This is a genomic window from Streptomyces sp. NPDC126497, from assembly GCF_040302425.1.
In the GTDB taxonomy this organism is placed as follows: domain Bacteria; phylum Actinomycetota; class Actinomycetes; order Streptomycetales; family Streptomycetaceae; genus Streptomyces.
This window is the reverse complement of the sequence record NZ_JBEORT010000020.1, coordinates 53,191-79,050: the sequence shown is the minus strand read 5'-3', so window position 1 is coordinate 79,050 and position 25,860 is coordinate 53,191. Positions and strand designations below refer to the sequence as shown.

Sequence of the window (25,860 nt, the reverse complement as noted above, 5' to 3'; positions counted from 1 at the left end):
ACCCGGCCTGCCGCAGGGCGCCGGCGGCGCGGTGGGGCGGAAGACCGGGGTGTCGACCGCCCCACCGCGCCGTTTCACGTGAAACAGCAGACCCCTCCCATCGCGTTTCCGCAGGTGGGAGGGGTCCGGTAGTGGAGCCTAGGGGAGTCGAACCCCTGACATCTGCCATGCAAAGACAGCGCTCTACCAACTGAGCTAAGGCCCCGGAGAGAAGCGTCCACCTGCGAGAAACACATCCCGGTGGGCGCCGGGAACCAGAGTACCGGGTCCTCCCGGGGATTCCGCAAAAAGATTGGGGGTCCCCGTGACCAACCACTCTCCGTAAGATGCTCGGACGTGGTTCGCTACAGCGAACCACGGTTCCTGGGGAAGCGATGGGGAGACGCAATGGACGCCGCACAGCAGGAAGCCACCGCGAGGGCGCGGGAACTGCAGCGGAACTGGTACGGGGAGCCGCTGGGGACGCTCTTCCGTAGGCTCATAGACGACCTGGGTCTCAACCAGGCTCGTCTCGCGGGGGTACTGGGACTGTCCGCGCCGATGTTGTCGCAGCTGATGAGCGGCCAGCGGGCGAAGATCGGCAATCCCGCCGTGGTGCAGCGGGTGCAGCTGTTGCAGGACCTGGCGGGGCAGGTGGCGGACGGCAGCGTGAGCGCGGCCGAGGCGACCGAGCGCATGGACGAGATCAAGAAGTCCCAGGGGGGCTCGGTGCTCAGCAACACCACCCAGACGACGAGCGGTTCGGGAGCTCCCACGGTCAAGCGGGTGGTCCGTGAGATCCAGTCCCTGCTGCGCTCGGTGGCCGCCGCCGGCGACATCATCGAGGCCGCCGACACCCTCGCCCCCACCCACCCCGAACTGGCAGAGTTCCTCCGGGTCTACGGCGCGGGCCGCACCTCCGACGCGGTCACGCACTACCAGGCCCACCAGAACTGATTCCCCGCCCGGTGGCCGAAGGGGGACCGGCCACCGGGGCGCGCGGAAGTCGGGGGACGCCGCAGGGGAGGAGCGACGCACAGCGATGGGTGAGGTCTTCGCCGGCCGGTACGAACTGGTCGATCCGATCGGGCGTGGGGGTGTCGGCGCCGTCTGGCGCGCCTGGGACCACCGCCGCCGCCGCTATGTGGCCGCCAAGGTCCTGCTGCAGAGCGACGCCCACTCCCTGCTCCGTTTCGTGCGCGAGCAGGCGCTGCGGATCGATCACCCCCATGTCCTGGCACCCACCAGCTGGGCGGCGGACGACGACAAGGTCCTGTTCACCATGGACCTGGTGGCCGGTGGTTCGCTGGTCCACCTGGTCGGCGACTACGGGCCGCTGCCGCCGGCCTTCGTCTGCACCTTGCTCGACCAGTTGCTGGCGGGGCTCGCCGCGGTGCACGCGGAGGACGTCGTGCACCGTGACATCAAGCCCGCCAACGTGCTCCTGGAGGCCACCGGCACGGGCAGGCCGCGGCTGCGGCTGTCGGACTTCGGCATCGCGATGCGGCTGGGCGAGCCCCGGCTGACCGAGACCGACCTGGTGGTGGGCACGCCGGGTTATCTCGCGCCGGAGCAGCTGATGGGCTCCGAACCGGACTTCCCCGCCGACCTGTTCGCCGTGGGCCTGGTCGCGCTGTATCTGCTGGAGGGCGCCAAACCGGACGCCAAGGCCCTCATCCAGTACTTCACCGACCACGGGACACCCGGCGCCCCCCAGGGCATCCCCGAGCCGCTGTGGCAGGTGGTGGCCTCACTCCTCCAGCCTGACCCGCAGGCGCGGTTCCGCACGGCCACGGGGGCGCGGAAGGCGCTCGCGGCGGCCGTGGAGTTGCTTCCGGAGCCCGGACCCGACGACGAACTGATCGAGATCTTCGACCAACTGGGCCCGCTTCCCCCGGGATTCGCCGCGGACGGCCCACTGAAGCGGGCGTCGGGCGTGGTGCGTGCGGCCCCGGAGGAGGAACGGGGCTCCCCGCCGACCGGCGCCGGGGCGGGGTCCGGCCGGGGCACGGGCGGCACGGATGTCTCCGATGGCGCGGCCGGCCCCGTGTCCGCCCGGCCGGCCCCGCCGACGGGCGCCGGAACCGGCCCGGGAGCGTCCGGCACGGGCCTCGGCGGGGGCAAAGGCGCCGTGTCCGCCGGTCCACGTCCGAGCACCGCGTCCGGCGCCTCGCCGCGCCCGCCCGGGATGTCGGACACCGGGAGCTTCCCTCTGCCGCCGCCCCGGACCGCGACCGCCTCCTCCCCCGTGACTCCGCCGCAGCCCCCCGGGCAGGCCCCTCAGGCGCCGGTACGGGCCCCCCACGGCGCGTGGCGGCAGCCGACCGACACCGCCCCGTACGCCTCCCCCCACGACCCCACGCACCGACTGCGCCCCCCGTCCCGGCCGGCCGGACGTCCCGACGCCTCCACCGCCGAGTACACCGCCCGGCCCGCACCGGTCCCGTCTCCGGGCGAGGCGGTGCCGCGGCACGGGTCCACCGCCCCGCGGACCCATCGCCGACGCGCCCGCCGCCCCGGCGGCCCTCCGGCGAAGGCGGCCGTGCCGCTCCTGCTCCTGGCCCTGGTCTGCTACGCCGTGGGGTTCTGGGCCCTCACGCGCCTCTGACCGCCGCTTCCTGCGGCGCTCACGGCACGGCCCGCCGCCGGGCCGCCAGCGTCCACACCCCGAGCCCCGCCAGCAGGGCGGTGCCGGTGCCGATGCCGCCCACCGCGAGCGCCCGGTAGGCGGCCGCGCCGCTGGCGTCCTCCCCCTCGGCCGCCGCCCGGCTGTCCTCCTCCGTGACCGTGAAGACGTCCGGCGGCACGGACTCCCCCAGGTACGCGGGGCCCTCCTGTGCCGTACCGCTCAGCCGCACCCGCAGCGTCAGCGGGACGGGCCCGTCGCCGAAGACGTCCGCCACCTCCGCCGAGAGGTGCGCGACGAGGTAGTACGCCCCGGCGAACCGCATCGCCCCGTCCCGGGGGCCCGCGGCGTACCGGTTGGCGTACGCGACCGGCGGGAGGGGGGCGAGGCTCTCCGCCTTCCGGCCGCCGTCGTACCCGACGCCCACGTCCACGACGCGACCGCGCACCGGGTTGTAGAGGTCCAGGTCCAGCGCGGCGGCGACATAGCCGCCCCCCGCGTCCGGACCGTCCAGTTCGGCGGTGGCGTGGAGCTGTTGGCCCCAGCCGACGGGGACCCGGTAGAAGAGTGTCCGACCGGGGCGGATGTCGTCCCGCCAGACGCCCTGGCCGACGGGGGCGGCCCGGGCGAAGCCCGCGCCGCCGGGGCGCCGTTCGGGTTTCCCGGCCGGCGGCCGGGGCGGGGCGGAGTTCCACTCCTCCGGCGCGCTCGTCGCACCGGTCCTCCGCGCGGCCGGCTCCGCGACGGTGGTGAGTTCCATCTCCCAGGGGCCGGAGGAGGCGCCCTCGCCCTGCGGATCGACGCGTTCGGCGCTCAGGTAGTACGTGCCGGCCCGCTGGCAGAGGGATTTCCTGGGGGATATCTCCCGCATGGCCCAGGCCGCGACCGGATGGAGACTGCCCGCGGTGCCGAAGCTCGCCGTGTCCACGTCGCAGGAGCGGCCCTCGCCGTCCTGCACGGACACCTTGACGCCGTCGATGACGGAGGCGGTGCGGCCGGCGGGGGGCACGACGGTGGCGGAGGCGTGGACGCTCGTGCTGCCGTCGAGCTCGAGGCGGTAGTACACCGTGCCGCTCGCCGGGAGGGTGCTCCGGTAGGTGCGGCCGGGTTCCAGCGGCAGGGAACCCGCGGTGCTCGGGGCCCCGTCGATCCTCCGCGCGCCCTCGGCGAAGGCGTACCCTCCGGTGGCCTCGTCCGCGACGGCCTCCTGCCCCGGCAGCACACCGCACGGGCCCAGCACCATCACGGAGGCGAGCACCACCGCGCCCGCACGCCCGCCGGCCGGGGGACCGCCGTGCCCGGCCCGGGCCGTCGTACCCCGCCGTCCCCTCACCCGCCACCCCCGTCGTCGTCCGGGCCTCGTCCGCGGCCCATCCTGCCCCGCGGACGAGGCCCGCCGACAAGCCCCCGGCGCACACAAAACCCCGACCGCGAGGCGGCCGGGGTCTGTTCAGCGTCGGATATCGGTACTCACGAACCCGTGGGCACGGAGTCAGTCGCCTCCGTCCACAGATCCTGCTCGGCGCGATCCGCCTGGATCTGGCGGTACACGAGGAGCCCGCCGATGGCGGCCAGTGCGACCAGGAGAAGCTTCTTCACCGCGCGACCTCGTCTTTCGTTGACGTAGGGGACCTCTGGCGCCCGACTATACACACCGGTCGATATCGATCGGTGACCTGTGTCGGCCCCTCCAACTGCCCTCCGGCGCGGCGCAGTAGGAGCGGGACACGGCGAGTCGGCCGGAGGGTGACCGGACCCGCGCGGACGGTCACTCCGGCGCCTTCTCCGCCGTGTCCCCGTTTTTCCGGCCCCCATGCACCCATCCGTGTGGTGTTCATCTGAACATCCACGCGCCGCGGGCGTCGGTCCACCACTTCTCGGACCCCATACACATCATGAGGAAAGTACGCAAATCGCCCGACCCGAAAGTGAGGGGCCATGGCCAGGAGCAAGGTCACGAAGCTGTGGAACGCCATCGTCACCGCCTTCCTCGCGCTGTGCACGGCGCTCGGACTCATCACCACGACCGCCTCCGCGGCGGTACCGCAGACCGACGGGACGCGCAACAGCGGCAGCACCCCGAACGCATCGGCACCGACGAAGCCCCTCCGGCCCTGGTCGCCGGTCAGGGCCCTGCCCCCCACGATGAAACAGCGCATCCACGCCGAGGCCCACGGCAAGTCTCCCAGTTGCCGGCACCACCCGTCCGCGGACACGGCCAAGGAGCCGGATTCCGCCGACTGCGCCGACGACACCACGTCCACCCGCACGGAACCCGCCACCGGCCGCATCCCCCTCCAGCGCTGACCGCCGGGAACACGCCCCGAGCCCCTCGTGCCGTCCTCGCTCCCCGAAGTCCTGGCGAACTCGCGTACAGCACCACGGCACGCGCACTGACACCGGAAGACCCCGGTCGGCACCCGACCGGGGTCTTCCGCGCTGTCCGCGGCGGGGACAGCGGCCGGCCACCGCGGGTTTTCCGCCATGGGGCGGACCGGAGGAGCCACGGCGGCACCCGGGCCCGTCCGCGCCGCCCTGCCGGGCCGCGCCCTCGTGGCCGATACCGGCCGGGGACGGAGAAGACCCCCAGCCGGTATCGACTGGGGGTCTTCTCGCTGGTGGGGCTAACAGGATTTGAACCTGTGGCCTCATCCTTATCAGGGATGCGCTCTAACCAACTGAGCTATAGCCCCGCCGCGCTGTGCGGTGTGTGTCCCGCGCGCTGACTCCTGAAGATTAGCGCACGACCGGGGAAGTCCCAAAATCGGTTGTCGCAGGGCCGCCGGAGCGGGCGGGGAAAGCGCGGTGGTCAGCTCACTCGTCCTCGGCGAGGGTGAGCTCCACACCGCCCACGAAGCCCGCGGAGAGGTTGTAGATGAACGCGCCGAGCGTCGCCAGCGCCGTCGCCAGGACGACGTCGATGACCGCGATGACCGTCGTGAACATCAGGACGTTGGGCAGCGACAGGAAAGCCTGGAGGTCGAAGCCGTTCGACCCGTTGGAGCCGGTCGCCTCGGAGATCGTGCCGCCGACCGTCGAGAACACGCCCATGGCGTCCATGACCATCCACAGCACCGCGGACGCGACGATCGTGCAGATGCCGAGCGCGATGGAGAGCAGGAAGCTGACCTTCATCACCGACCACGGGTCGGCCTTCGACACCCGCAGGCGCGCCTTGCGCACGCGCGGGACGGTGCGCGCCCCGGTGCGGGGGCGTCGTACCGCGCCGGCCTGGCCGGCCGCCGCGTCGTCCTGCGCCGGGTAGGCCTGCGGCGGGTGGTACGGGCCCGCCTGCTGCTGCGACTGCCGTTCCCCCGGCAGCGGTGAGGCCGTCTGAGCGGCAGCGCCCTGGTCGGGTGCGGCCTGCTGCGGGCCTCGGGTGTCCGTCACGGTTCCCCCCTGGGATCCCTGCCTGCTGGACGAGGAGACGTCCCTGACGGGCGCCTTGATCGCTTTGAGATTGGTCGTGTGCGGGTCGGCCGCCCGCGCGGCGGAGCCACGGCCGCCGCCGTCCGTTCCCCTGCTGGTTCCGGCCGGTCCGGCGCCCGTGGCTCCGCTCACGCTGACTCTCTCCTCGTGCTACTCGGGTGAGGGCGCCTCGCCCTCGTCCGTGCCGATGGCCGCGCTTCCGTCGGCGGTCTCGTCCACGGCCACGTCGCCGTCGACTTCCTCCGCCTCGCGTCCGGCCTCGGCGTTACGGGCGATGCCGACCACGGCATCGCGCTTGCTCAGGTTGATCAGTTGGACGCCCATGGTGTCACGGCCGGTTTCCCTGATCTCGTTGACTCGCGTACGAATCACACCGCCCGACAGCGTGATGGCGAGGATCTCGTCGGCCTCCTCGACCACCAGCGCGCCGACGAGGGTTCCGCGGTCCTCGACGATCTTGGCGGCCTTGATGCCGAGGCCGCCGCGGCCCTGGACCCGGTACTCGTCGACTGCGGTCCGCTTCGCGTACCCGCCGTCTGTGGCAGTGAACACGAACGTACCGGGTCGAACAACATTCATCGAGAGCAGCTCGTCCCCCTCGCGGAAACTCATGCCCTTGACACCCGAGGTCGCGCGGCCCATGGGACGCAGCGTGTCGTCCGTCGCCGTGAACCTGATCGACTGCGCCTTCTTGCTGATCAACAGCAGATCGTCGTCGGCCGAGACGAGTTCGGCACCGATCAGTTCGTCGTCGGAACCGTCCTCCTGCTCGCGCAGGTTGATGGCGATGACGCCGCCCGAGCGCGGGGAGTCGTAGTCCTTCAGCGGCGTCTTCTTCACCAGGCCCGCCTTGGTGGCCAGGACCAGGTAGGGCACCGCCTCGTAGTCGCGGATCGCACGGATCTGGGCGATCGTCTCGTCCGGCTGGAAGGCCAGCAGGTTCGCCACGTGCTGCCCGCGCGCGTCCCGGCCGGCGTCGGGCAGCTCGTAGGCCTTCACCCGGTAGACCCGGCCCTTGTTGGTGAAGAACAGCAGCCAGTGGTGGGTGGTGGACACGAAGAAGTGGTTGACGATGTCGTCTTCCTTGAGCTTCGTGCCGCGTACGCCCTTGCCGCCGCGCTTCTGGGCCCGGTAGTCGTCGGTCTTGGTGCGCTTGATGTAGCCGCCGCGCGTGACCGTGACGACGATGTCCTCCTCGGCGATCAGGTCCTCGATGGACATGTCGCCCTCGTAGGGGATCAGCTTCGTCTTGCGGTCGTCGCCGTACTTCTCGACGAGCGCGGCCAGCTCCTGGCTGACGATGCCGCGCTGGCGGACCGGGGAGGCGAGGATCTCGTTGTACTCGTTGATCCTCGCCTGGAGTTCGTCGTGCTCCTGGACGATCTTCTGGCGCTCCAGGGCGGCCAGTCGGCGCAGCTGCATCTCGAGGATGGCGTTGGCCTGGATGTCGTCGATCTCCAGCAGGTCCATCAGGCCCCCGCGCGCGATCTCCACGGTGTCGCTGCGCCGGATCAGCGCGATGACCTCGTCGATGGCGTCCAGGGCCTTCAGCAGGCCGCGCAGGATGTGCGCCCGCTCCTCGGCCTTGCGCAGCCTGAAGCGCGTGCGGCGGACGATGACCTCGATCTGGTGCGTCACCCAGTGCCGGATGAACGCGTCCAGGGAGAGGGTGCGCGGCACGCCGTCGACCAGGGCCAGCATGTTGGCGCCGAAGTTGGTCTGCAGGTCGGTGTGCTTGTAGAGGTTGTTCAGGACGACCTTGGCGACCGCGTCCCGCTTGAGGACGATGACCAGGCGCTGGCCCGTGCGGGAGCTCGTCTCGTCGCGGACGTCGGCGATGCCGCCGATCTTGCCGTCCTTCACCAGGTCGGCGATCTTCTGCGCCAGGTTGTCGGGGTTGGTCTGGTACGGCAGCTCCGTGACCACCAGGCACTGGCGGTTCTGGATCTCCTCCACCTCGACCACCGCGCGCATGGTGATCGAGCCGCGGCCGGTGCGGTAGGCCTCCTCGATGCCCTTGCGGCCGACCACGAGGGCACCGGTCGGGAAGTCGGGGCCCTTGATGCGCTCGATCAGCGCGTCCAGGAGCTCCTCGTGGGAGGCCTCCGGGTTCTCCAGGTACCACTGGGCACCGGCCGCGACCTCGCGCAGGTTGTGCGGCGGGATGTTGGTCGCCATGCCGACCGCGATGCCGGCCGAACCGTTGATCAGCAGGTTCGGGAAGCGGGCCGGCAGGACGGTCGGCTCCTGGGAGCGGCCGTCGTAGTTGTCCGTGAAGTCGACGGTCTCCTCGTCGATGTCACGGACCATCTCCATCGACAGCGGCGCCATCTTGCACTCGGTGTAGCGCATCGCCGCCGCCGGGTCGTTGCCCGGGGAGCCGAAGTTGCCGTTGGAGTCCACCAGCGGCATCCGCATCGACCACGGCTGCGCGAGGCGGACCAGCGCGTCGTAGATCGAGGAGTCGCCGTGCGGGTGGTAGTTGCCCATGACGTCGCCGACGACGCGGGCGCACTTGTAGAAGCCGCGCTCGGGGCGGTAACCGCCGTCGTACATGGCGTACAGCACGCGGCGGTGGACGGGCTTGAGGCCGTCACGGACGTCGGGCAGCGCACGCGAGACGATGACGGACATCGCGTAGTCGAGGTACGAGCGCTGCATCTCCGTCTCGAGCCCGACGGGCTCGACGCGCATCGCCGGGGCGTCGCCCTCGGACGTCGTCACAGGAGTGTTCTCGTCGGTCATTGCTGGTGAAGGTCCTTCCTGGTGCGGTCAGCTGAGACCGACTCAGATGTCGAGGAAGCGGACGTCCTTGGCGTTGCGCTGGATGAACGCGCGGCGGGCCTCGACGTCCTCGCCCATCAGGACCGAGAACAGGTCGTCGGCCTGGGCGGCGTCGTCCAGGGTGACCTGGCCGAGGACGCGGTGCTCCTGGTCCATCGTGGTGATGCGCAGTTCCTCGGCGTTCATCTCGCCGAGGCCCTTGAACCGCTGCACGGAGTCCTCGCGGATGCGCTTGCCGGCCTGGCGGCCCATCTCGATCAGCGCGTCGCGCTCGCGGTCGGAGTACGCGTACTCGAAGTCGTCCCGGCCCCACTTGATCTTGTAGAGCGGGGGGCGGGACAGATACACGTGCCCGGCCTCGACCAGCGGCCGCATGAAGCGGAACAGGAACGTCAGCAGCAGGGTGTTGATGTGCTGGCCGTCGACGTCGGCGTCCGCCATCAGGATGATCTTGTGATAGCGGAGCTTCTCGATGTCGAAGTCCTCGTGCACACCGGTGCCGAACGCGGAGATCATCGCCTGGATCTCCTGGTTCTGCAGGATCCGGTCGATGCGCGCCTTCTCGACGTTGAGGATCTTGCCGCGGATCGGGAGGATCGCCTGGTACTGCGGATTGCGGCCGGACTTGGCCGAGCCGCCGGCGGAGTCGCCCTCGACGATGAAGATCTCGCACTTGGTGGGGTCGTTCGACTGGCAGTCGGACAGCTTGCCCGGCAGCGACGCCGACTCCAGCAGGCCCTTGCGGCGGGTCAGGTCGCGCGCCTTGCGGGCCGCCACGCGCGCGGTGGCCGCCGCGATGCCCTTGCGGATGATGTCCGCGGCCTCGTTGGGGTTGCGGTCCAGCCAGTCGTTGAGGTGCTCGTAGACGACCTTCTGGACGAAGGTCTTGACCTCGGTGTTGCCCAGCTTGGTCTTGGTCTGGCCCTCGAACTGCGGCTCGCTCAGCTTGACCGAGATGATCGCGGTCAGACCCTCGCGGATGTCGTCGCCCGTGAGGTTGTCGTCCTTGTCGCGCAGCAGCTTCTTGTCCCGCGCGTACTTGTTGATGAGCGAGGTGAGCGCCGCGCGGAAGCCCTCTTCGTGGGTACCGCCCTCGTGGGTGTGGATGATGTTGGCGAAGGAGTACACGCCCTCGCTGTAGCCGCCGTTCCACTGCATCGCGACCTCGAGGGACAGGTGCCTGTCCTTGTCCTCGGCCTCCAGGTCGATCACGGTGGGGTGCACCACCTCTCCCTTGCGGGAGTTGAGGTACTTCACGAAGTCGACGATGCCGCCCTCGTAGTGGTACGAGACGCTCTTGACCTCGTACTTCTCGTCCTCGCCCGCCTCGTCCGCACCGGCGGTGGCCTTCGCCGACTCGCGCTCGTCGGTGAGGTTGATGCGCAGGCCCTTGTTGAGGAACGCCATCTCCTGGAAGCGCCGGGAGAGCGTCTCGAAGGAGTAGTCGGTGGTCTCGAAGATGTCGCCGTCGGCCCAGAAGGTGACCGACGTGCCGGTCTCCTCGGTGGCCTCGTGCTTGGCGAGGGGCGCCGTGGGGACGCCCAGCTTGTACTCCTGCGTCCAGCGGTGGCCGTCGGTCTTGACCTCGACGGCGACCCGCGTCGACAGCGCGTTGACCACGGAGACGCCCACGCCGTGCAGACCGCCGGAGACCGCGTAGCCGCCACCGCCGAACTTGCCGCCCGCGTGCAGCACGGTCAGCACGACCTCGACGGCGGGCTTCCCCTCGGAGGGGACGATCCCCACCGGGATGCCGCGGCCGTTGTCGACGACCCGGACGCCGCCGTCGGCGAGGATCGTGACGTCGATCGTGTCCGCGTGACCGGCCAGCGCCTCGTCGACGGAGTTGTCCACGACCTCCTGCACCAGGTGGTGCAGACCGCGTTCACCGGTGGAGCCGATGTACATACCGGGTCGCTTGCGGACCGCGTCCAGACCCTCGAGGACGGTGATGGCACTGGCGTCGTACGAGGCGGAAGCCTCGCCGGGCGAGGTGCTCACCGCGTCGTTCACGCCGGTCTCGGTGGACGGGTTGTTCTCGTTGGGGTTGCCGGAATCGGCCACGAAGCGCCCTTTCTGGCACAGCACGAGCCGGGCTCGTCGGCAGGTTGCCGGAGCGGCTGCGGCATGTTGCGTTGGTAAGCCTTGATCAGCGTTGCTCAGCTTTTCCCGGGCGGTCCCCACGTTCGGGGCGGGATTGTCTTCCATTCTACCGGTAGCACTGACAACGATGGGGGTTTGCGGGCACCTGAGTCCGCATGTGCCGCCCTCAACCGGTCTCGTCCGACTCCCGATATGCGGATGGGGGCTCCAGGAGCCCCACGAGGGCACTCAGCGCTTCGGGCCGTCAACCCTTGGCTACTGAGGAGTCAGGTGGCGGTCCGCGACCGTGCGCGGCTCCACGACGAAGGGGGCGCCGACGGCGGTACGGCACCGTCGGAGCCCGATGTGTGATGTCCATCACGGAGGGACGAAGGGCCCGGAACGGGCGCCCCCTCACCCGTACGTGTCCCCCGGACCCGTGCTCCCCGGAGCACGCAGGGGACCGAAACGACGGGCCGGGCCTACCGGACCGACCACCTTGATCAACCGCACGGTGCCGTGTCCGAGGTCCTCGTTCAGACGCGCGACCAGGGTCGGCGCGAGCAGCCGCAGATTCGTCGCCCACGCCGTGGAGTCACAGCGCACGACCAGCACCCGCTCCTCCTCGTCGTAGCGCTCCGGCTCACAGTGCTTGGCCACGTCCTCACCGACGATCTCGGGCCAGCGCCCCATCACCCCGCCCACCGCGGCCGGAGCCTCCCAGCCGCGCTCCGTGAGCAGCCGACTGATCGCCGAACCGAGCGCCATCGGATCACGCCGGTCGGCGCGCGCACCGGAGCGCAGACCACCGCGCCGCGCCTGCTTCCGCTGCTGCGCCGCGTCCCCGCGCGCGCGGGCCGCCTCCCTGGCCGCGCGCAACGCCACGCGCGCCAGGTCGACACCGGACGGCTCGGGCGCCTTCCCGCCACCGCCCGGGGGGGACTGCCGCTCGCTCATACGCGCTCCACCGTCCCCCCGGACACGGCGAAGCGCGCACCCGCCAGCACAGGGGGCACGTCGTCGTCGACCGCCGCGGTCACCAGGACCTGCTCACCGGGCGCCACCAGCTCGGCCAGCCGCTCGCGGCGCCGCGCGTCCAGCTCGGCGAAGACGTCGTCGAGCACCAGGACCGGCTCGTTGCCCTCCGCGCGCAGCAGGTCGTAGGAGGCCAGCCGGAGCGCCAGCGCGTACGACCAGGACTCGCCGTGCGAGGCGTAGCCCTTGGCCGGCAACTGACCCAGCTTGAGCAGCAGGTCGTCGCGGTGCGGACCGACCAGGGTCACCCCCCGCTCGATCTCCTGCTTGCGCGCCTGGGCCAGGGCCTCCATCAGCTGTTCGTACAGATCCTCGCGCGCATGGGCCTCGCCCGGCGCGGACGGCTTGTACTCCAGCCCGACCGGCCCGCCGCCGGGCGCCAGCTGCTCGTACGCCTTGTCGGCCAGCGGCTGGAGCGCCCCGATCAGATCCAGCCGCCGGGCGAGGAGCTCGGCGCCCGCGCGCGCGAGGTGCTGGTCCCACACGTCGAGCGTGGACAGGTCCAGGGTCCGGCCGCCGTGCCGACGGGCCAGCGCGGCCGACTTCAGCAGCGTGTTGCGCTGCTTGAGCACCCGGTCGTAGTCGGAGCGGACACCGGCCATGCGCGGGGAACGCGCGGTGATCAGCTCGTCCAGGAACCGGCGCCGCTCACCGGGATCGCCCTTGACCAGGGCGAGGTCCTCGGGCGCGAACAGCACCGTACGGACGATCCCCAGCACGTCACGGGGCCTGACCTGCGAGGACCTGTTGATACGGGCACGGTTGGCGCGTCCCGGGTTCAGCTCCAGCTCGACCAGCTGCTGCCGCTCACCCTGTCGGACCTGGGCCCGGACGATCGCGCGGTCCGCGCCCATGCGGACCAGCGGGGCGTCGGAGGAGACCCGGTGGCTGCCGAGGGTGGCGAGATAGCCGACCGCCTCGACCAGGTTCGTCTTGCCCTGCCCGTTGGGCCCGACGAAGGCCGTCACCCCCGGGTCGAGCGGGACCTCGACCCGGGGATAGGACCGGAAGTCGGCCAGCGACAGATGCGTGACGTGCATGGTCGTTCCGCCGACCTCCCCCGGCGTTGCGGACCGCGGAAACGGTCCTGTGGATGCGTGACGTGCCCTGTGGATTACTTCTTCTCGACCGCGTGACCGCCGAACTGGTTCCGCAGCGCCGCGATCATCTTCATCTGCGGCGAGTCCTCCTGGCGGGAGGCGAACCGCGCGAACAGCGAGGCGGTGATCGCCGGCAGCGGGACCGCGTGGTCGATGGCGGCCTCCACAGTCCAGCGTCCCTCACCGGAGTCCTGTGCATAACCCCGGAGCCCGTCCAGGTGCTCGTCCTCGTCGAGGGCGTTCACCGCCAGGTCGAGCAGCCAGGAGCGGATGACGGTGCCCTCCTGCCAGGAGCGGAACACCTCACGGACGTCGGTCACCGAGTCGACCTTCTCCAGCAGCTCCCAGCCCTCGGCGTAGGCCTGCATCATGGCGTACTCGATGCCGTTGTGGACCATCTTCGCGAAGTGACCGGCACCGACCTTGCCCGCGTGCACCGAGCCGAAGTCGCCCTCCGGCTTGAGGGCGTCGAACACCGGCTGCACCTTGGCGACGTGCTCCTTGTCGCCGCCGTACATGAGTGCGTAGCCGTTCTCCAGGCCCCAGACGCCGCCCGAGACACCGCAGTCGACGAAGCCGATGCCCTTGGCAGCCAGCTCCCCGGCGTGCTTCTCGTCGTCCGTCCAGCGGGAGTTGCCGCCGTCCACGACGACGTCGCCCGGCTCGAGCAGCTCGGCGAGCTCGTCGATCGTGGACTGGGTCGGCTCACCCGCCGGAACCATCACCCACACCACGCGGGGGCCGCTGAGCTTGCCCACAAGCTCCCGCAGGCTGTGGACATCGGCGAGGTCCGGGTTGCGGTCGTATCCGAAGACGGTGTGACCCGCGCGGCGAATCCGCTCGCGCATGTTGCCGCCCATCTTGCCGAGGCCGACGAGACCGAGCTCCATCAGTTGTGATCCTTAGGTATGCGACATGGCGTGACGGCACGTACGTGCCGGCGTCCGAGCCTAAACCCGGACGCGCGCGCACATCTGTGGGCATACGCGCTCATGCGCAACCCTCACCTGCGGCTTTGCTCGGGAACGGCGGTCAGCGGCCGATCCGCACCGGCGTACTGCGCTCCTGCGGGGGCGCCCCCACGCCCCCGGCGGTCACTGCGGCGGACGCGCCTCAGCCGCTGAGCCGCACCGGCATGATCAGGTACTTGTAGGCCTCGTCCGCCTCCGCGTCCACCGCCGGACGGCCGCTGAGCAGCGCCGGCTTGGTGGAGGTGGTGAAGGACAGCTGGGCCACCGGGGAGTCGATGGCACTCAGGCCGTCCAGCAGGAACGTCGGGTTGAAGGCGATCGAGATGTCGTCGCCCTCCAGCTGGGCGTCGACCCTTTCCACAGCCTGTGCGTCGTCGCTGGAGCCGGCCTCCAGGATGAGCACGCCCTGCTCGAAGCTCAGCCGCACCGGGGTGTTGCGCTCGGCGACCAGGGCCACGCGCTTGACGGCCTCCACGAAGGGGGCGGTCTCGATCACGGCCACGCTGTTGAACTCGGTCGGGAACAGTGTGCGGTACTTCGGGAGGTCGCCCTCCAGCAGCCGCGTGGTGGTACGGCGGCCGGCGCCCTCGAAGCCGATCAGGCCCTCGCCCGCGCCCGAACCGGACAGCGCCAGGATCACCTGGTCGCCGCTGGTCAGGGCCTTGGCGGTGTCCTGGAGCGTCTTGGCGGGCACCAGGGCGACCGCGGAGACCTCCGGGTTCTCCGGCTTCCACAGGAACTCGCGGACCGCGAAGCGGTAGCGGTCGGTGGAGGCCAGCGTGACGGTGTCGCCCTCGATCTCGATGCGCACACCGGTGAGGACGGGCAGCGTGTCGTCGCGGCCGGCCGCGATGGCGACCTGCTGCACGGCGGAGGCGAAGACCTCACCGGGGACCGTACCCGTCGCGTTCGGCATCTGCGGCAGGGCGGGGTACTCCTCCACAGGCAGTGTGTGGAGGGTGAACCGCGAGGAGCCGCACACCACCGTCGCCCGTACACCGTCTGTGGAGATCTCCACCGGCCGGTTGGGGAGGGCGCGGGAGATGTCGGCCAGCAGCCGGCCCGAGACGAGGACGGTGCCCTCCTCCTCGGTCTCCGCCTCCACCGACACCCGCGCTGAGACCTCGTAGTCGAAGCTGGACAGGCTCAGCTGGCCGTCCTCGGCCTTCAGGAGCAGGCCGGCGAGGACAGGGGCCGGCGGACGGGCCGGGAGGCTGCGCGCCGCCCAGGCCACTGCCTCCGCGAGTACGTCGCGTTCCACCCGGATCTTCACTGTTGCCGCCTCCTGCTGTTGCCGGCGCTTCTCGCCCTGCCTGGCTTCGTCGTCTGACTCGGTGTCGTCGGCCCCTGGAGGGGAAGAACACCGGGGACCAGTCTGACGCACCGCACTGACAGTAGGTGCCCCTCGGGGTCAAGTCGCGACGAGTGGCAGTCGGGTCCGAGGCAGCGAGTTGTGCACAGGGCCCCCTTCGAAACGGATTCCTCGCTCTCTCTGGTTGGGAGTAGTAGTAGGGCCTGTGGATACCGTGGATAACCCCGTTTCCCCAGGTCAGCTCACCTATTTTGTCCACGGGTCCTGTGGGCGGAGGCCGTGGACAACTAGGGGTCTCTGTGGAGAACGGAAAGTTCTGCACACCCCGTGCACAGGGAGGGGCGAGTTCTCCCCAGCTTCGTCCCCAGGATCGCGGCCCTTTCCCACAGGCCCTTGCTGAAGCCCGATGTGACGCCTTTCACTCGCTCCGGTGAAAAAGCGCGTCATGTTGCCGAACAGTGGACAGCCATGTGGAGAACCGGGCAATCACTGGGGACAACCGCCTTCAACCTGTGGGTTGCCCGTGGACAACTCCGTGGGCGAGTTGTGGGCCCAAGGGTTGTCCACAGCCTGTGGAGAACGCTTGTCCACGTATCCACACCACACTGACCTGGCCTGATGATCCCTCGACAGGCTGCCCTGTGGACAAGATCGGGACAACTTCCCGGTCCCCAGGATGTGGACGGGAAAAAGTCGCCGAATCTGTGGAGGAAGGCCGTAACCCGGCATCGGAATCGAACAGCGCCGGGTCACCCGACGCGGCGGCGAGGCGCCGGGGCATGCGGAAGGGCGCCCCCGGATCGCTCCGGGGGCGCCCTCGACGAAGTCCGTCCGGCCGGTGGCCGCTCAGCCGGCCTTGATGCGGTTGGTGAGCTCGGTGACCTGGTTGTAGATGGAGCGCCGCTCGGCCATCAGATTGCGGATCTTCCGGTCGGCGTGCATCACCGTGGTGTGGTCGCGGCCGCCGAACAGCGCGCCGATCTTCGGCAGCGACAGGTCGGTCAGCTCGCGGCACAGGTACATGGCGATCTGCCGGGCCGTCACCAGCTGGCGGCCCCGGGAGCTGCCGCACAGGTCCTCCACCGTGAGGCCGAAGTAGTCGGCCGTGGCGCCCATGATGGCGGTCGAGGTGATCTCCGGCGTCGAGTCGTCGCCGCCGGGCATCAGGTCCTTGAGGACGATCTCCGTCAGGCCCAGGTCGACCGGCTGCCGGTTGAGCGAGGCGAACGCCGTCACCCGGATCAGCGCGCCCTCCAGCTCACGGATGTTCCGCGAGATCCGGGAGGCGATGAACTCCAGCACCTCCGGCGGGGCGTTGAGCTGCTCCTGCACCGCCTTCTTGCGCAGGATCGCGATGCGCGTCTCCAGTTCCGGCGGCTGGACGTCGGTGATCAGGCCCCACTCGAAACGGTTCCGCAGCCGGTCCTCCAGGGTGACCAGCTGCTTGGGCGGCCGGTCGCTGGAGAGCACGATCTGCTTGTTGGCGTTGTGGAGCGTGTTGAAGGTGTGGAAGAACTCCTCCTGGGTCGACTCCTTGTCCGCCAGGAACTGGATGTCGTCCACGAGCAGGATGTCCATCTCGCGGTAGCGCTTGCGGAAGCTGTCGCCCTTGCCGTCGCGGATGGAGTTGATGAACTCGTTGGTGAACTCCTCCGAGCTCACGTACCGCACGCGCGTGCCGGGGTACAGGCTCCGCGCGTAGTGCCCGATCGCGTGCAGCAGGTGGGTCTTGCCGAGTCCCGACTCGCCGTAGATGAAGAGCGGGTTGTAGGCCTTCGCCGGCGCCTCGGCGACGGCGACCGCGGCCGCGTGCGCGAAGCGGTTGGACGCGCCGATGACGAACGTGTCGAAGAGGTACTTCGGGTTCAGCCGCGCGGTCGGCTCGCCGGGGCCGGTGGCCGGTGCCGGCTGCGCCGCCAGCGGGCCGGGCGCGCCGGTGGTGGGCAGGTTGGGGCCCACGGGGCCGCCGCGGTGGACGTGTCCGGAGCCCGGGGGCGGTTCGGGCAGGTCGCGGCGCATGGCGTCGCGCTGGTCGTAGTCGCCGCGTGACGTGTCGTAGTCGGGGCGCTGCGGGTCGTAGGACGGCCGGTCCACGGGCTGCGGGCGGTAGTCCTGCGAGGGCGGGCCACCGCCGTAGCCGTCCTGGGCGGCGTACGAGTCCTGTGAGCCGTAGGCGTCCTGCGGGGGCGTGGCGTACGGATCGCGCTCGGGGAAGCCGAGGCGCTGCTGCTGCCAGCCGTACTCCTCCTGCGCCGGCCGGGGCCAGGCGCCGGGCTCCGGCCGCTGGTACTCCGACGGGTAGGCGGGGCGGGCGGTGGGCAGCTGGTCGCCGGAGGGGCCCTGCTGCTGGTCGGCGCGGCGGCGGCCGTATCCCTCGTAGGGCTCGTACGGCTCGCGTTCCTGCCGGTCGGGCCGCTCGAGGTGGTCGGGGCGGTCCTGGCGGGTGGCCGGGAGCTCGGGTTCCTCGTAGCGCGGCTGGGGCCGGGGCGCCGGTGGGGGCGCGGGCTCGCCGGCGGTCTCGTCGACGGTGATCGCGATGCGGATCGGACGTCCGCACTCACGGCTCAGGCACTCGCTGACGATGGGGGCGAGACGGCCTTCGAGTACGCCCTTCGCGAACTCGTTGGGCACGGCGAGCAGCGCCGTGTCGGCGACCAGGGCCAGCGGCTGGCAGCGCCGGATCCAGTGCTCGTCCTTGACCTCGACGCCCTGGCCGCGGCCCTCCCCGAGCAGTTGCTCCAGTACGCGTGGCCACACTGCGGCAAGATCGGCAGGTACATCAGCCACAGGGCACGCTCTCTCACAGGCCCCTCGATCGTGTGATGCGAAGGACGGGTCGGGATGTAAATCGGGTGGTGGAGGGTCAAGGGAACGAATCGGAGTTCAGCCACGGTAGTCAGCGCGGCGGGTACGGTTCAAGTTGTTGTCCCCAGGCTGTGGACAAGTGTCTCCCGGTCGCCGCTGGTTTGACCGAATGGCGCAGCCACGCGTACCGTAACCAAGTCGAGTTGTCGATGGCTGCTGCCGCCTGCCTCCGATGGGCACAGATCACGCACGGTGATCGGTCAGCGGTGCACTCGGGCGTAACGCGAGCTACTCGTGGGCGCACGGTGACAGCCAGGACGGCACCCCGCAGAAACCGATTCTTTCTGGAGCCCCCGAGTGAGCAAGCGCACCTTCCAGCCGAACAACCGTCGCCGCGCCAAGACCCACGGCTTCCGGCTGCGTATGCGCACCCGTGCCGGCCGCGCGATTCTCGCGTCCCGCCGCAGCAAGGGTCGCGCCCGTCTGTCCGCCTGATCCCGGTCAGGTCATGCCGTCGTGCTGCCCACCGAGAACCGGCTGAGGCGGCGCGAGGACTTCGCGACCGCGGTACGACGAGGGCGCCGGGCAGGAAGTCGGCACCTCGTCGTCCATCTTCGTAGCGGTGCCACGGACCCGCATGCGCCTGGGGAGAGCGCTCCCCCGTCGTGTGCGGGTTTCGTCGTGAGCAAGGCCGTGGGTGGTGCGGTGGTGCGCAACAAGGTGAAGCGCAGGCTTCGCCATCTGATGCGCGAGCGAGTGGCCCAGTTGCCCCCCGGTAGCCTGGTAGTCGTACGAGCGCTGCCCGGAGCGGGTGACGCCGACCACGCACAACTGGCCCGAGACCTGGACGCCGCCCTGCGGCGGCTGCTGGGAGGGGGCGCCCGATGAAGTACCCGCTGCTGGCCCTGATCAAGATCTACCAGTGGACGATCAGTCCGCTGCTGGGACCGGTGTGCAAGTACTACCCGTCGTGTTCGCGCTACGGCTACACGGCCATAGACCGGCACGGTGCCGTCAAGGGCACGGTGCTCACGGCCTGGCGCATCCTCCGGTGCAATCCGTGGTCGTTGGGCGGTGTGGACCATGTCCCGCCGCGCAAGCGCCCGCGGTGGCACGAAATGTTGCGTGACGCCTGGCGTGCACGCAGGGGCGGGACCTCCGCCGCCGAACCGGCCACCGAGGGGTGGACCTCTCCCACAGGTCCGGCGAGTCCTTCGAGCCCGGCCGCAGAGACCTCGTCCATGCCCAAGGAGCATGATTAGTGGACACGATTGCCAGCCTCTTCAGCTTCATCACGACACCTGTCTCCTGGGTCATCGTCCAGTTCCACAGCGTGTACGGCGCCATTTTCGGCCCCGACACGGGGTGGGCCTGGGGCCTGTCGATCGTGTCCCTGGTGATTCTGATCCGTATCTGCCTGATCCCGCTCTTCGTGAAGCAGATCAAGGCGACGCGCGCGATGCAGACGCTCCAGCCGGAGATGAAGAAGATCCAGGAGCGCTACAAGAACGACCGGCAGCGTCAGTCCGAAGAGATGATGAAGCTGTACAAGGAGACGGGCACCAACCCGCTCTCCTCGTGCCTTCCCATCCTGGCGCAGTCGCCGTTCTTCTTCGCCCTCTACCACGTGCTCAACAGCATCGCGTCGAACGACACCATCGGTGTGATCAACGAGCGTCTGCTGGAGAGCGCGCAGAAGGCCCACATCTTCGGTGCCCCGCTCGCGGCGAAGTTCACGGACAGCTCGGAGAAGGTCGAGGCGCTCAACTCCTCGCTGACCGATGTCCGTGTCGTCACGGCGATCATGATCGTCCTGATGTCGCTGTCGCAGTTCTACACGCAGCGCCAGCTGATGACGAAGAACGTCGACACCACGGTGAAGACGCCGTTCATGCAGCAGCAGAAGATGCTGATGTACGTCTTCCCCATCATCTTCGCCGTCTTCGGCATCAACTTCCCGGTCGGTGTCCTCGTCTACTGGCTGACCACCAACGTGTGGACCATGGGCCAGCAGATGTACGTCATCCACAACAACCCCACGCCGGGTTCCAAGGCGCAGGCCGCCTACCTGGAGCGCCTCTCCAAGAGCGTCGCCAAGCACGGCAGGACCCGCGGCCGCGGTGAGCGCGCCATCGTCAAGGCCATCGTGGCCAAGGGCCGGGACCGCAACGAGTACGAGCGCAAGTTCATCAACGGCCTGAACAAGTCGGGGCTCGCGGCCCAGGCCGACGGCACGGTGATCAAGAGCGAGAGCACGGCCGCCGCCCAGGCCGAGGACGTCGCCGCCGGAGCCGCCGCCAAGCGGCAGCAGCCCAAGCGGCAGACCAAGGCCCAGCGTCAGTCCGGCACGGCCAAGACGGCCGGTGAGCCCACCTCGCTGACCAAGTCCGACGAGCCCGAGGACGCCAAGCCCGCCGCCCCTGCCAAGAAGGGCGACGCCAAGCCCGCCGGCGGTACCCGCAGCAGGGCCCAGTCCGGGCAGCGCAAGGGTCCGCAGCGGCCCAAGTCCCCGTCCAAGAAGTAAGAAGGAGTCCATCCCGTGACGGAAGGCACCACCTCCGCCGCTGCCGAGGGCGCAGACACCCTGACCCGCCTGGAGCAGGAGGGCGAGATCGCGGCGGACTATCTGGAGGGTCTGCTCGACATCGCCGACCTCGACGGCGACATCGACATGGACGTCGAGGCCGACCGCGCCTCCGTCTCGATCATCAGCGACACGGGCAGCCGTGACCTGCAGAAGCTGGTGGGCCGTGACGGTGAGGTGCTGGAGGCGCTCCAGGAGCTCACGCGGCTGGCCGTGCACCGGGAGACCGGGGACCGCAGCCGTCTCATGCTCGACATCGCCGGCTACCGGGCCAAGAAGCGCACCGAGCTGTCCGAGCTCGGCGCCAAGGCCGCGGCCGAGGCCAGGAGCAGCGGCGAGGCCGTGAGGCTGGACCCGATGACGCCGTTCGAGCGCAAGGTCGTGCATGACGCGGTCAAGGCGGCCGGCCTGCGCAGTGAGTCCGAGGGCGAGGAGCCGCAGCGCTTCGTCGTCGTGCTGCCCGCCTGATCGGTTCCACGTTCCATCGGCCCCGTCTGTTGCGCAGACGGGGCCGAACTTTGTCAGCCTGATAGTTCTGTGGTCTGGTGTCGGCGCCCCGTGCCGGCACAGTACGGAAGGACGGTCCCCCCGTGACGGAGGCAGCGGAGCTTCCCCCCGCGCCCGAGCAGGCACGCGAGGTGTTCGGTGATCGCTTCGAGGACGCGGTCCGGTACGCGGAGCTGCTCGCCGAGGCGGGTGTGCAGCGCGGTCTGATCGGACCACGCGAGGTGCCCCGCCTGTGGGAGCGGCACCTGCTGAACTGTGCGGTGCTCTCAGAGGTCGTGCCCGAGAACGTGACGGTGTGCGATGTGGGCTCGGGCGCCGGCCTGCCGGGCATTCCCCTGGCACTGGTCCGGGAGGATCTCAAGATCACTCTGCTGGAGCCACTGCTGCGACGTACCAACTTCCTGACCGAGGTCGTGGAACTGCTCGGCCTGGACCATGTGACGGTCGTGCGCGGCCGGGCCGAGGAGGTCATGGGAAAGCTGCCTCCGGTCCATGTGGTGACGGCGCGCGCCGTGGCTCCGCTCGACCGCCTCGCCACATGGGGCGTTCCTCTGCTGCGACCCTACGGGGAGATGCTGGCGCTCAAGGGCGACACCGCCGAGGAGGAGCTGAAGAGCGCGACGACGGCGTTGAGCAAGCTCGGTGCGGTGGAGACGTCCATCGTGCAGGTGGGTGAGGGCGTCGTGGACCCGATGTCCACAGTGGTGCGGGTCGAGGTCGGGGAGAGCCCGGGCGGTGTGCGGTTCGCGGCGAAGCGCGCGAAGGCCGCTCGCACGGGACGGGTCAGGCGTCGGCGCTGAGCGCCGGACGTACTCCACACAAGCTGCCGAACCCATGCATGTCGGAGTGTCGCGGCTGTACCGTCTCGGCCGCTGTGCATCGTGTTTCACGTGAAACGTCGCTCACTGCTGCACGGCATCATCAATCGGGGCCGCGCTGCGGCCGAACCACGTGAACGGAAGCCTCTCGGTTCACTCGGAGAGGCTCCTGGGTCCGGTGAGAGATCCGCCTCTTCAGGGAGCACGGAGTTGTCCACAGAGGTGGATTTCTCCACAGAACGCCAGGGCTCACTGGTTCATGACCCCGCAGGCATGGGAGGCTCTGTTCATAGCGAGCCTGAAGTCGAGGAGAGTGAATCCTTGCGGTCCGACGCCAACATCGCGGGACCGATGACCGATCCGGTCCCCGGTCCCCGTACCGAATCAACGGGAGCGGATGTTTCACGTGAAACACCGCCTCCGATGGACGACACTCCCATCGGTCGTGCTGCCCAACTGGCGGTGGAGGCTCTGGGGCGGACCGGCGAGGGCCTGCCGCGGCCCGAGCAGACCCGGGTCATCGTGGTCGCCAATCAGAAGGGCGGTGTCGGCAAGACGACGACCACCGTCAACCTTGCCGCGTCGCTCGCTCTCCACGGCAGCCGTGTTCTGGTGATCGACCTCGATCCCCAGGGCAATGCGTCGACGGCCCTGGGGATCGACCACCATGCCGAGGTTCCCTCCATCTATGACGTCCTGGTGGAGAGCAAGCCGCTCGCCGGAGTCGTCCAGCCGGTCCCCGATGTCGAAGGGCTCTTCTGCGCGCCCGCTACGATCGATCTCGCCGGTGCGGAGATCGAGCTGGTGTCGCTGGTGGCACGGGAAAGCCGACTGCAGCGGGCGATCCAGGCATACGAGCAGCCGCTGGACTACATCCTCATCGACTGCCCGCCCTCGCTCGGCCTGCTGACGGTCAACGCGATGGTGGCCGGCCAGGAGGTCCTGATTCCGATCCAGTGCGAGTACTACGCGCTGGAGGGGCTGGGGCAGCTGCTGCGCAATGTCGACCTGGTGCGGGGGCACCTCAACCCCACCCTGCATGTGTCGACGATCCTTCTCACCATGTATGACGGGCGGACGCGGCTCGCGTCGCAGGTCGCGGACGAGGTGCGCACCCACTTCGGCGACGAGGTGCTGAGGACGAGCATTCCCCGTTCCGTCCGTATTTCGGAGGCGCCGAGTTATGGGCAGACGGTGCTGACTTACGATCCTGGATCAAGTGGTGCCCTCTCCTACTTCGAGGCGGCACGAGAGATCGCGTTGAGGGGTGTCGGCGTCAGCTATGACGCACCGCAGGCCCACCTCGGCGTACAGCAGAACGATCCGAGCATGGTGGAGGGCGTCCAGTGAGCGATCGACGGAGGGGGCTGGGCCGCGGTCTCGCCGCACTGATCCCCGCTGCCCCGACGGAGAAGACGGTGACGCCGTCCACGGCCGGGGGAAGCGCTTCGGCGTCTTCCGCGGCGGTGCCGATACTCTCGAACGAGCGGGGAGTGGCCGCCGCGAAGGTGGCCACGCTGCCAGATGTTTCACGTGAAACGGAAGAGGTTTCGGCTCACGGCGCCAGACCCGCGTCGGCGTCGCCCATGGGGGCACACTTCGCAGAGATCCCTCTCGATGCCATCACGCCGAATCCCCGGCAGCCGCGTGAGGTCTTCGATGAAGACGCGTTGGCCGAGCTCATCACTTCCATCAGGGAAGTGGGTCTCCTCCAGCCGGTCGTGGTACGGCAGGTGGGTCCTGAGCGCTATGAGCTCATCATGGGTGAGCGCCGATGGCGGGCCTGTCATGAGGCGGGGCTCGAGGCGATCCCGGCGATCGTACGGGCCACGGAGGACGAGAAGCTCCTCCTGGACGCGCTGCTGGAAAATCTGCACCGTGCCCAGCTGAACCCGCTGGAAGAGGCCGCCGCCTACGACCAGCTGCTGAAGGACTTCAACTGCACGCACGACCAGTTGGCGGATCGCATCGGCCGGTCCCGGCCGCAGGTGTCCAACACCCTGCGTCTGCTGAAGCTGTCACCGACCGTCCAGCGTCGGGTGGCCGCCGGTGTGCTGTCCGCAGGACACGCCCGCGCATTGCTGTCCGTCGAGGACGCGGAGGAGCAGGACCGGCTGGCTCATCGGATCGTGGCCGAAGGGCTGTCGGTGCGGGCGGTCGAGGAGATCGTGACTCTGATGGGTTCACGGCCCCAGAAGGCCCAGCGGTCCAAGGGGCCGCGGGCGGGGTCTCTTGTCTCCCCGGCACTGACGGATCTGGCGACACGTCTCTCGGACCGCTTCGAGACGCGGGTGAAGGTCGATCTGGGTCAGAAGAAGGGCAAGATCACCGTCGAGTTCGCCTCCATGGAGGATCTCGAGCGCATCCTGGGCACCCTCGCTCCGGGTGAGGGCCCCGTCCTGCAGAAGAGTCTGGTGGACGACGACTCCGTGGAGACCGAGTCCTGACTCCAGGCGGGCGCGGTCGAGCAGTCGACCGGGTGACCAAGGGTGGGCCATGTCCGGTGTGCACCGGAAAACGGTCCACCCTTTGCTTTCTGGCGGTATCGAGGGAATCGCTGCGTGGATACGATGCGTTCGGACAGGGCGCATCATCCACCCGGCAGCACCTCTGGGAACAAGGCAGGGGTCATGCGAATGACGATCCGCACCGGATTGGTGAGTGCGGGGCTGGGAGTGGGCGCCGTCAGCGGCTTCATCGGCAGCCTGCTCAGGGAACGGAACGCTCTGACAGCCGCCCGCGAGGCAGCGAGCGAAGGAAGCGAGGAACAGCTTTCATGGGCCGTCGGCTCGTACCGCTCACGCTGGATAACCTTCCGGATCTCCCCCAACGCTGTCGCTCGTGCGTCTTCTGGGAACTCGATCCCGTCAGCGGCGAAGCCGCGGTAGAGGCCGGCACCTCCGCGGTCGAGAAGGAGTCGTGGATCTCGGCGGTCCTTCTGGACTGGGGGTCCTGCGGAAGGATCGTCTACGTCGATGAGGTCCCCGTGGGCTATGTCCTCTACGCTCCACCCGCCTATGTGCCACGCTCCACGGCGTTTCCCACCAGTCCTGTGTCGCCCGATGCGGTGCAGTTGATGACCGCGTTCATCATGCCGGGGTACCAGGGGCAGGGGTTGGGCCGGGTGATGGTGCAGACGGTGGCGAAGGACCTGCTGCGTCGGGGCTTCAAGGCGATCGAGGCCTTCGGCGACGCCCGGTGGAAGGAGCCAGCCTGTCTCCTGCCTGCCGACCATCTGCTGGCCGTGGGTTTCAAGACGGTCCGGCAGCACCCCACCTTTCCCCGGTTGCGACTGGAGCTGAGGACGACGCTCTCCTGGAAGGAAGATGTCGAGATGGCGCTGGACCGGCTGCTCGGGGCCGTGCAGAAGGAGCCGGCGCTACGCCCTCTCTGACGTTCTTCATGCGAATGGGCCGACCCGGACGGGTCGGCCCATTCGTGTTTCACGTGAAACATGCACCGCCGACGAGGCGGACGGTCATCACTTGGCGGCGGTGATGAACTCCTCGAGGTCGCGGACGATCGCGGCCTTCGGCTTGGCGCCGACGATGGTCTTGGCGACCTCGCCACCCTGGTAGACGTTCAGGGTCGGGATGGACATGACGCCGTACTTGGCGGCCGTACCCGGGTTCTCGTCGATGTTCAGCTTGACGACCTCGATCTTGTCCCCGTACTCGGAGGCGATCGCCTCGAGGGACGGAGCGATCTGACGGCACGGACCGCACCAGGCGGCCCAGAAGTCCACCAGGACGGGCTTGTCGCTCTTCAGGACGTCCTGCTCGAAGGAGTCGTCGGTCACGTTCTTCAGGGTGCCGGCCACAGCGGGCT

Annotated in this window: 23 protein-coding genes and 2 tRNA genes; 12 read left to right on the top strand and 13 right to left on the bottom strand. The window is 69.5% G+C overall.

What is annotated here, in order from left to right; genetic code table 11:
* Positions 1-132 precede the first annotated feature (132 nt).
* Positions 133-205, bottom strand: a tRNA-Ala gene (locus ABTY20_RS12665).
* A 182-nt stretch (positions 206-387) separates the two neighbouring features.
* Between ABTY20_RS12665 and ABTY20_RS12660 the strand changes: the two genes are divergently transcribed.
* The gene (locus tag ABTY20_RS12660; protein WP_351996979.1) at positions 388-936 is read left to right on the top strand and encodes a helix-turn-helix domain-containing protein; all 549 of its coding nucleotides are present in this window, start codon (positions 388-390) and stop codon (positions 934-936) included.
* Between the two features lie 85 nt (positions 937-1,021).
* Positions 1,022-2,587, top strand: a complete 1,566-nt coding sequence (locus ABTY20_RS12655; RefSeq protein ID WP_351996978.1) for a serine/threonine-protein kinase — start codon at positions 1,022-1,024, stop codon at positions 2,585-2,587.
* 19 nt (positions 2,588-2,606) lie between these two features.
* Here ABTY20_RS12655 and ABTY20_RS12650 read toward each other — a convergent pair whose 3' ends face one another.
* Positions 2,607-3,938 (bottom strand): hypothetical protein, encoded by a 1,332-nt coding sequence (locus tag ABTY20_RS12650; RefSeq protein ID WP_351996977.1) that lies wholly within the window; start codon positions 3,936-3,938, stop codon positions 2,607-2,609.
* A gap of 137 nt (positions 3,939-4,075) precedes the next feature.
* On the bottom strand, positions 4,076-4,204 hold the full coding sequence (locus tag ABTY20_RS12645) for a DLW-39 family protein (protein WP_003999697.1): 129 nt from the start codon (positions 4,202-4,204) through the stop codon (positions 4,076-4,078).
* A gap of 339 nt (positions 4,205-4,543) precedes the next feature.
* On the opposite strand from ABTY20_RS12645, the gene ABTY20_RS12640 reads away from it, so the two are divergent.
* Complete coding sequence (locus ABTY20_RS12640; RefSeq protein ID WP_351996976.1) at positions 4,544-4,912, top strand: DUF6344 domain-containing protein; 369 nt, start codon at positions 4,544-4,546, stop codon at positions 4,910-4,912.
* Between the two features lie 309 nt (positions 4,913-5,221).
* On the opposite strand, the gene ABTY20_RS12635 is transcribed toward ABTY20_RS12640, so the two are convergent.
* The 9 genes from ABTY20_RS12635 to dnaA form a co-directional block, all read right to left on the bottom strand.
* Positions 5,222-5,298 (bottom strand) — tRNA-Ile (locus ABTY20_RS12635).
* A 121-nt stretch (positions 5,299-5,419) separates the two neighbouring features.
* Positions 5,420-6,166, bottom strand: a complete 747-nt coding sequence (locus ABTY20_RS12630) for a DUF3566 domain-containing protein (protein ID WP_351996975.1) — start codon at positions 6,164-6,166, stop codon at positions 5,420-5,422.
* Between the two features lie 18 nt (positions 6,167-6,184).
* Positions 6,185-8,779, bottom strand: a complete 2,595-nt coding sequence (gene gyrA / locus ABTY20_RS12625) for a DNA gyrase subunit A (RefSeq protein ID WP_351996974.1) — start codon at positions 8,777-8,779, stop codon at positions 6,185-6,187.
* A 42-nt stretch (positions 8,780-8,821) separates the two neighbouring features.
* Complete coding sequence (gene gyrB, locus ABTY20_RS12620; protein ID WP_351996973.1) at positions 8,822-10,882, bottom strand: DNA topoisomerase (ATP-hydrolyzing) subunit B; 2,061 nt, start codon at positions 10,880-10,882, stop codon at positions 8,822-8,824.
* A 432-nt stretch (positions 10,883-11,314) separates the two neighbouring features.
* Complete coding sequence (locus ABTY20_RS12615; protein WP_351996972.1) at positions 11,315-11,857, bottom strand: DciA family protein; 543 nt, start codon at positions 11,855-11,857, stop codon at positions 11,315-11,317.
* Positions 11,854-12,975 (bottom strand): DNA replication/repair protein RecF, encoded by a 1,122-nt coding sequence (recF, locus tag ABTY20_RS12610; RefSeq protein WP_351996971.1) that lies wholly within the window; start codon positions 12,973-12,975, stop codon positions 11,854-11,856. Before recF ends, ABTY20_RS12615 begins: the two co-directional genes overlap by 4 nt.
* Before the next feature lie 74 nt (positions 12,976-13,049).
* Positions 13,050-13,925 carry a phosphogluconate dehydrogenase (NAD(+)-dependent, decarboxylating) gene (gnd, locus tag ABTY20_RS12605; protein ID WP_351996970.1) on the bottom strand — a complete coding sequence of 292 codons (876 nt, stop codon included), beginning with the start codon at positions 13,923-13,925 and terminating at the stop codon, positions 13,050-13,052.
* A gap of 223 nt (positions 13,926-14,148) precedes the next feature.
* Positions 14,149-15,279 (bottom strand): DNA polymerase III subunit beta, encoded by a 1,131-nt coding sequence (gene dnaN, locus ABTY20_RS12600; RefSeq protein WP_351996969.1) that lies wholly within the window; start codon positions 15,277-15,279, stop codon positions 14,149-14,151.
* Between the two features lie 885 nt (positions 15,280-16,164).
* Complete coding sequence (gene dnaA / locus ABTY20_RS12595) at positions 16,165-18,105, bottom strand: chromosomal replication initiator protein DnaA (RefSeq protein WP_351996968.1); 1,941 nt, start codon at positions 18,103-18,105, stop codon at positions 16,165-16,167.
* Positions 18,106-18,480: 375 nt separating this feature from the next.
* Here dnaA and rpmH point away from each other — a divergent pair, with 375 nt between their 5' ends.
* From rpmH to ABTY20_RS12550, 9 genes are all read left to right on the top strand, one after another.
* A complete protein-coding gene (rpmH, locus tag ABTY20_RS12590) occupies positions 18,481-18,618 on the top strand; it encodes a 50S ribosomal protein L34 (RefSeq protein ID WP_003956500.1) in 138 nt (45 codons plus the stop codon).
* Between the two features lie 21 nt (positions 18,619-18,639).
* Positions 18,640-19,011, top strand: coding sequence for a ribonuclease P protein component (gene rnpA, locus ABTY20_RS12585; protein WP_351996967.1), 372 nt, complete (start codon positions 18,640-18,642; stop codon positions 19,009-19,011).
* Complete coding sequence (gene yidD / locus ABTY20_RS12580; protein ID WP_351996966.1) at positions 19,008-19,385, top strand: membrane protein insertion efficiency factor YidD; 378 nt, start codon at positions 19,008-19,010, stop codon at positions 19,383-19,385. Before rnpA ends, yidD begins: the two co-directional genes overlap by 4 nt.
* Complete coding sequence (gene yidC / locus ABTY20_RS12575; protein WP_351996965.1) at positions 19,385-20,647, top strand: membrane protein insertase YidC; 1,263 nt, start codon at positions 19,385-19,387, stop codon at positions 20,645-20,647. Before yidD ends, yidC begins: the two co-directional genes overlap by 1 nt.
* Before the next feature lie 15 nt (positions 20,648-20,662).
* The gene (locus ABTY20_RS12570; protein ID WP_351996964.1) at positions 20,663-21,175 is read left to right on the top strand and encodes a Jag family protein; all 513 of its coding nucleotides are present in this window, start codon (positions 20,663-20,665) and stop codon (positions 21,173-21,175) included.
* 122 nt (positions 21,176-21,297) lie between these two features.
* A complete protein-coding gene (rsmG, locus tag ABTY20_RS12565) occupies positions 21,298-22,014 on the top strand; it encodes a 16S rRNA (guanine(527)-N(7))-methyltransferase RsmG (RefSeq protein WP_351996963.1) in 717 nt (238 codons plus the stop codon).
* A gap of 291 nt (positions 22,015-22,305) precedes the next feature.
* On the top strand, positions 22,306-23,382 hold the full coding sequence (locus ABTY20_RS12560) for a ParA family protein (RefSeq protein ID WP_351996981.1): 1,077 nt from the start codon (positions 22,306-22,308) through the stop codon (positions 23,380-23,382).
* Positions 23,379-24,479 (top strand): ParB/RepB/Spo0J family partition protein, encoded by a 1,101-nt coding sequence (locus tag ABTY20_RS12555; RefSeq protein WP_351996962.1) that lies wholly within the window; start codon positions 23,379-23,381, stop codon positions 24,477-24,479. The genes ABTY20_RS12560 and ABTY20_RS12555 overlap by 4 nt, the downstream gene beginning before the upstream one ends.
* Before the next feature lie 329 nt (positions 24,480-24,808).
* Positions 24,809-25,426, top strand: coding sequence for a GNAT family N-acetyltransferase (locus ABTY20_RS12550; protein WP_351996961.1), 618 nt, complete (start codon positions 24,809-24,811; stop codon positions 25,424-25,426).
* Between the two features lie 87 nt (positions 25,427-25,513).
* Here ABTY20_RS12550 and trxA read toward each other — a convergent pair whose 3' ends face one another.
* Positions 25,514-25,852, bottom strand: coding sequence for a thioredoxin (gene trxA / locus ABTY20_RS12545; RefSeq protein ID WP_351996960.1), 339 nt, complete (start codon positions 25,850-25,852; stop codon positions 25,514-25,516).
* Positions 25,853-25,860 lie beyond the last annotated feature (8 nt).

What these genes read in the sequence shown, in the direction of transcription:
- ABTY20_RS12640 (WP_351996976.1), top strand. Translation starts at nt 4,544, where the DNA reads ATGGCCAGGAGCAAGGTCACGAAGCTGTGGAACGCCATCGTCACCGCC.
- gyrA (WP_351996974.1), bottom strand. Translation starts at nt 8,779, where the DNA reads ATGACCGACGAGAACACTCCTGTGACGACGTCCGAGGGCGACGCCCCG.
- ABTY20_RS12615 (WP_351996972.1), bottom strand. Translation starts at nt 11,857, where the DNA reads ATGAGCGAGCGGCAGTCCCCCCCGGGCGGTGGCGGGAAGGCGCCCGAG.
- yidD (WP_351996966.1), top strand. Translation starts at nt 19,008, where the DNA reads ATGAAGTACCCGCTGCTGGCCCTGATCAAGATCTACCAGTGGACGATC.
- ABTY20_RS12560 (WP_351996981.1), top strand. Translation starts at nt 22,306, where the DNA reads ATGGGAGGCTCTGTTCATAGCGAGCCTGAAGTCGAGGAGAGTGAATCC.
- ABTY20_RS12550 (WP_351996961.1), top strand. Translation starts at nt 24,809, where the DNA reads ATGGGCCGTCGGCTCGTACCGCTCACGCTGGATAACCTTCCGGATCTC.
- ABTY20_RS12655 (WP_351996978.1), top strand. Translation starts at nt 1,022, where the DNA reads ATGGGTGAGGTCTTCGCCGGCCGGTACGAACTGGTCGATCCGATCGGG.
- recF (WP_351996971.1), bottom strand. Translation starts at nt 12,975, where the DNA reads ATGCACGTCACGCATCTGTCGCTGGCCGACTTCCGGTCCTATCCCCGG.
- ABTY20_RS12660 (WP_351996979.1), top strand. Translation starts at nt 388, where the DNA reads ATGGACGCCGCACAGCAGGAAGCCACCGCGAGGGCGCGGGAACTGCAG.
- gnd (WP_351996970.1), bottom strand. Translation starts at nt 13,925, where the DNA reads ATGGAGCTCGGTCTCGTCGGCCTCGGCAAGATGGGCGGCAACATGCGC.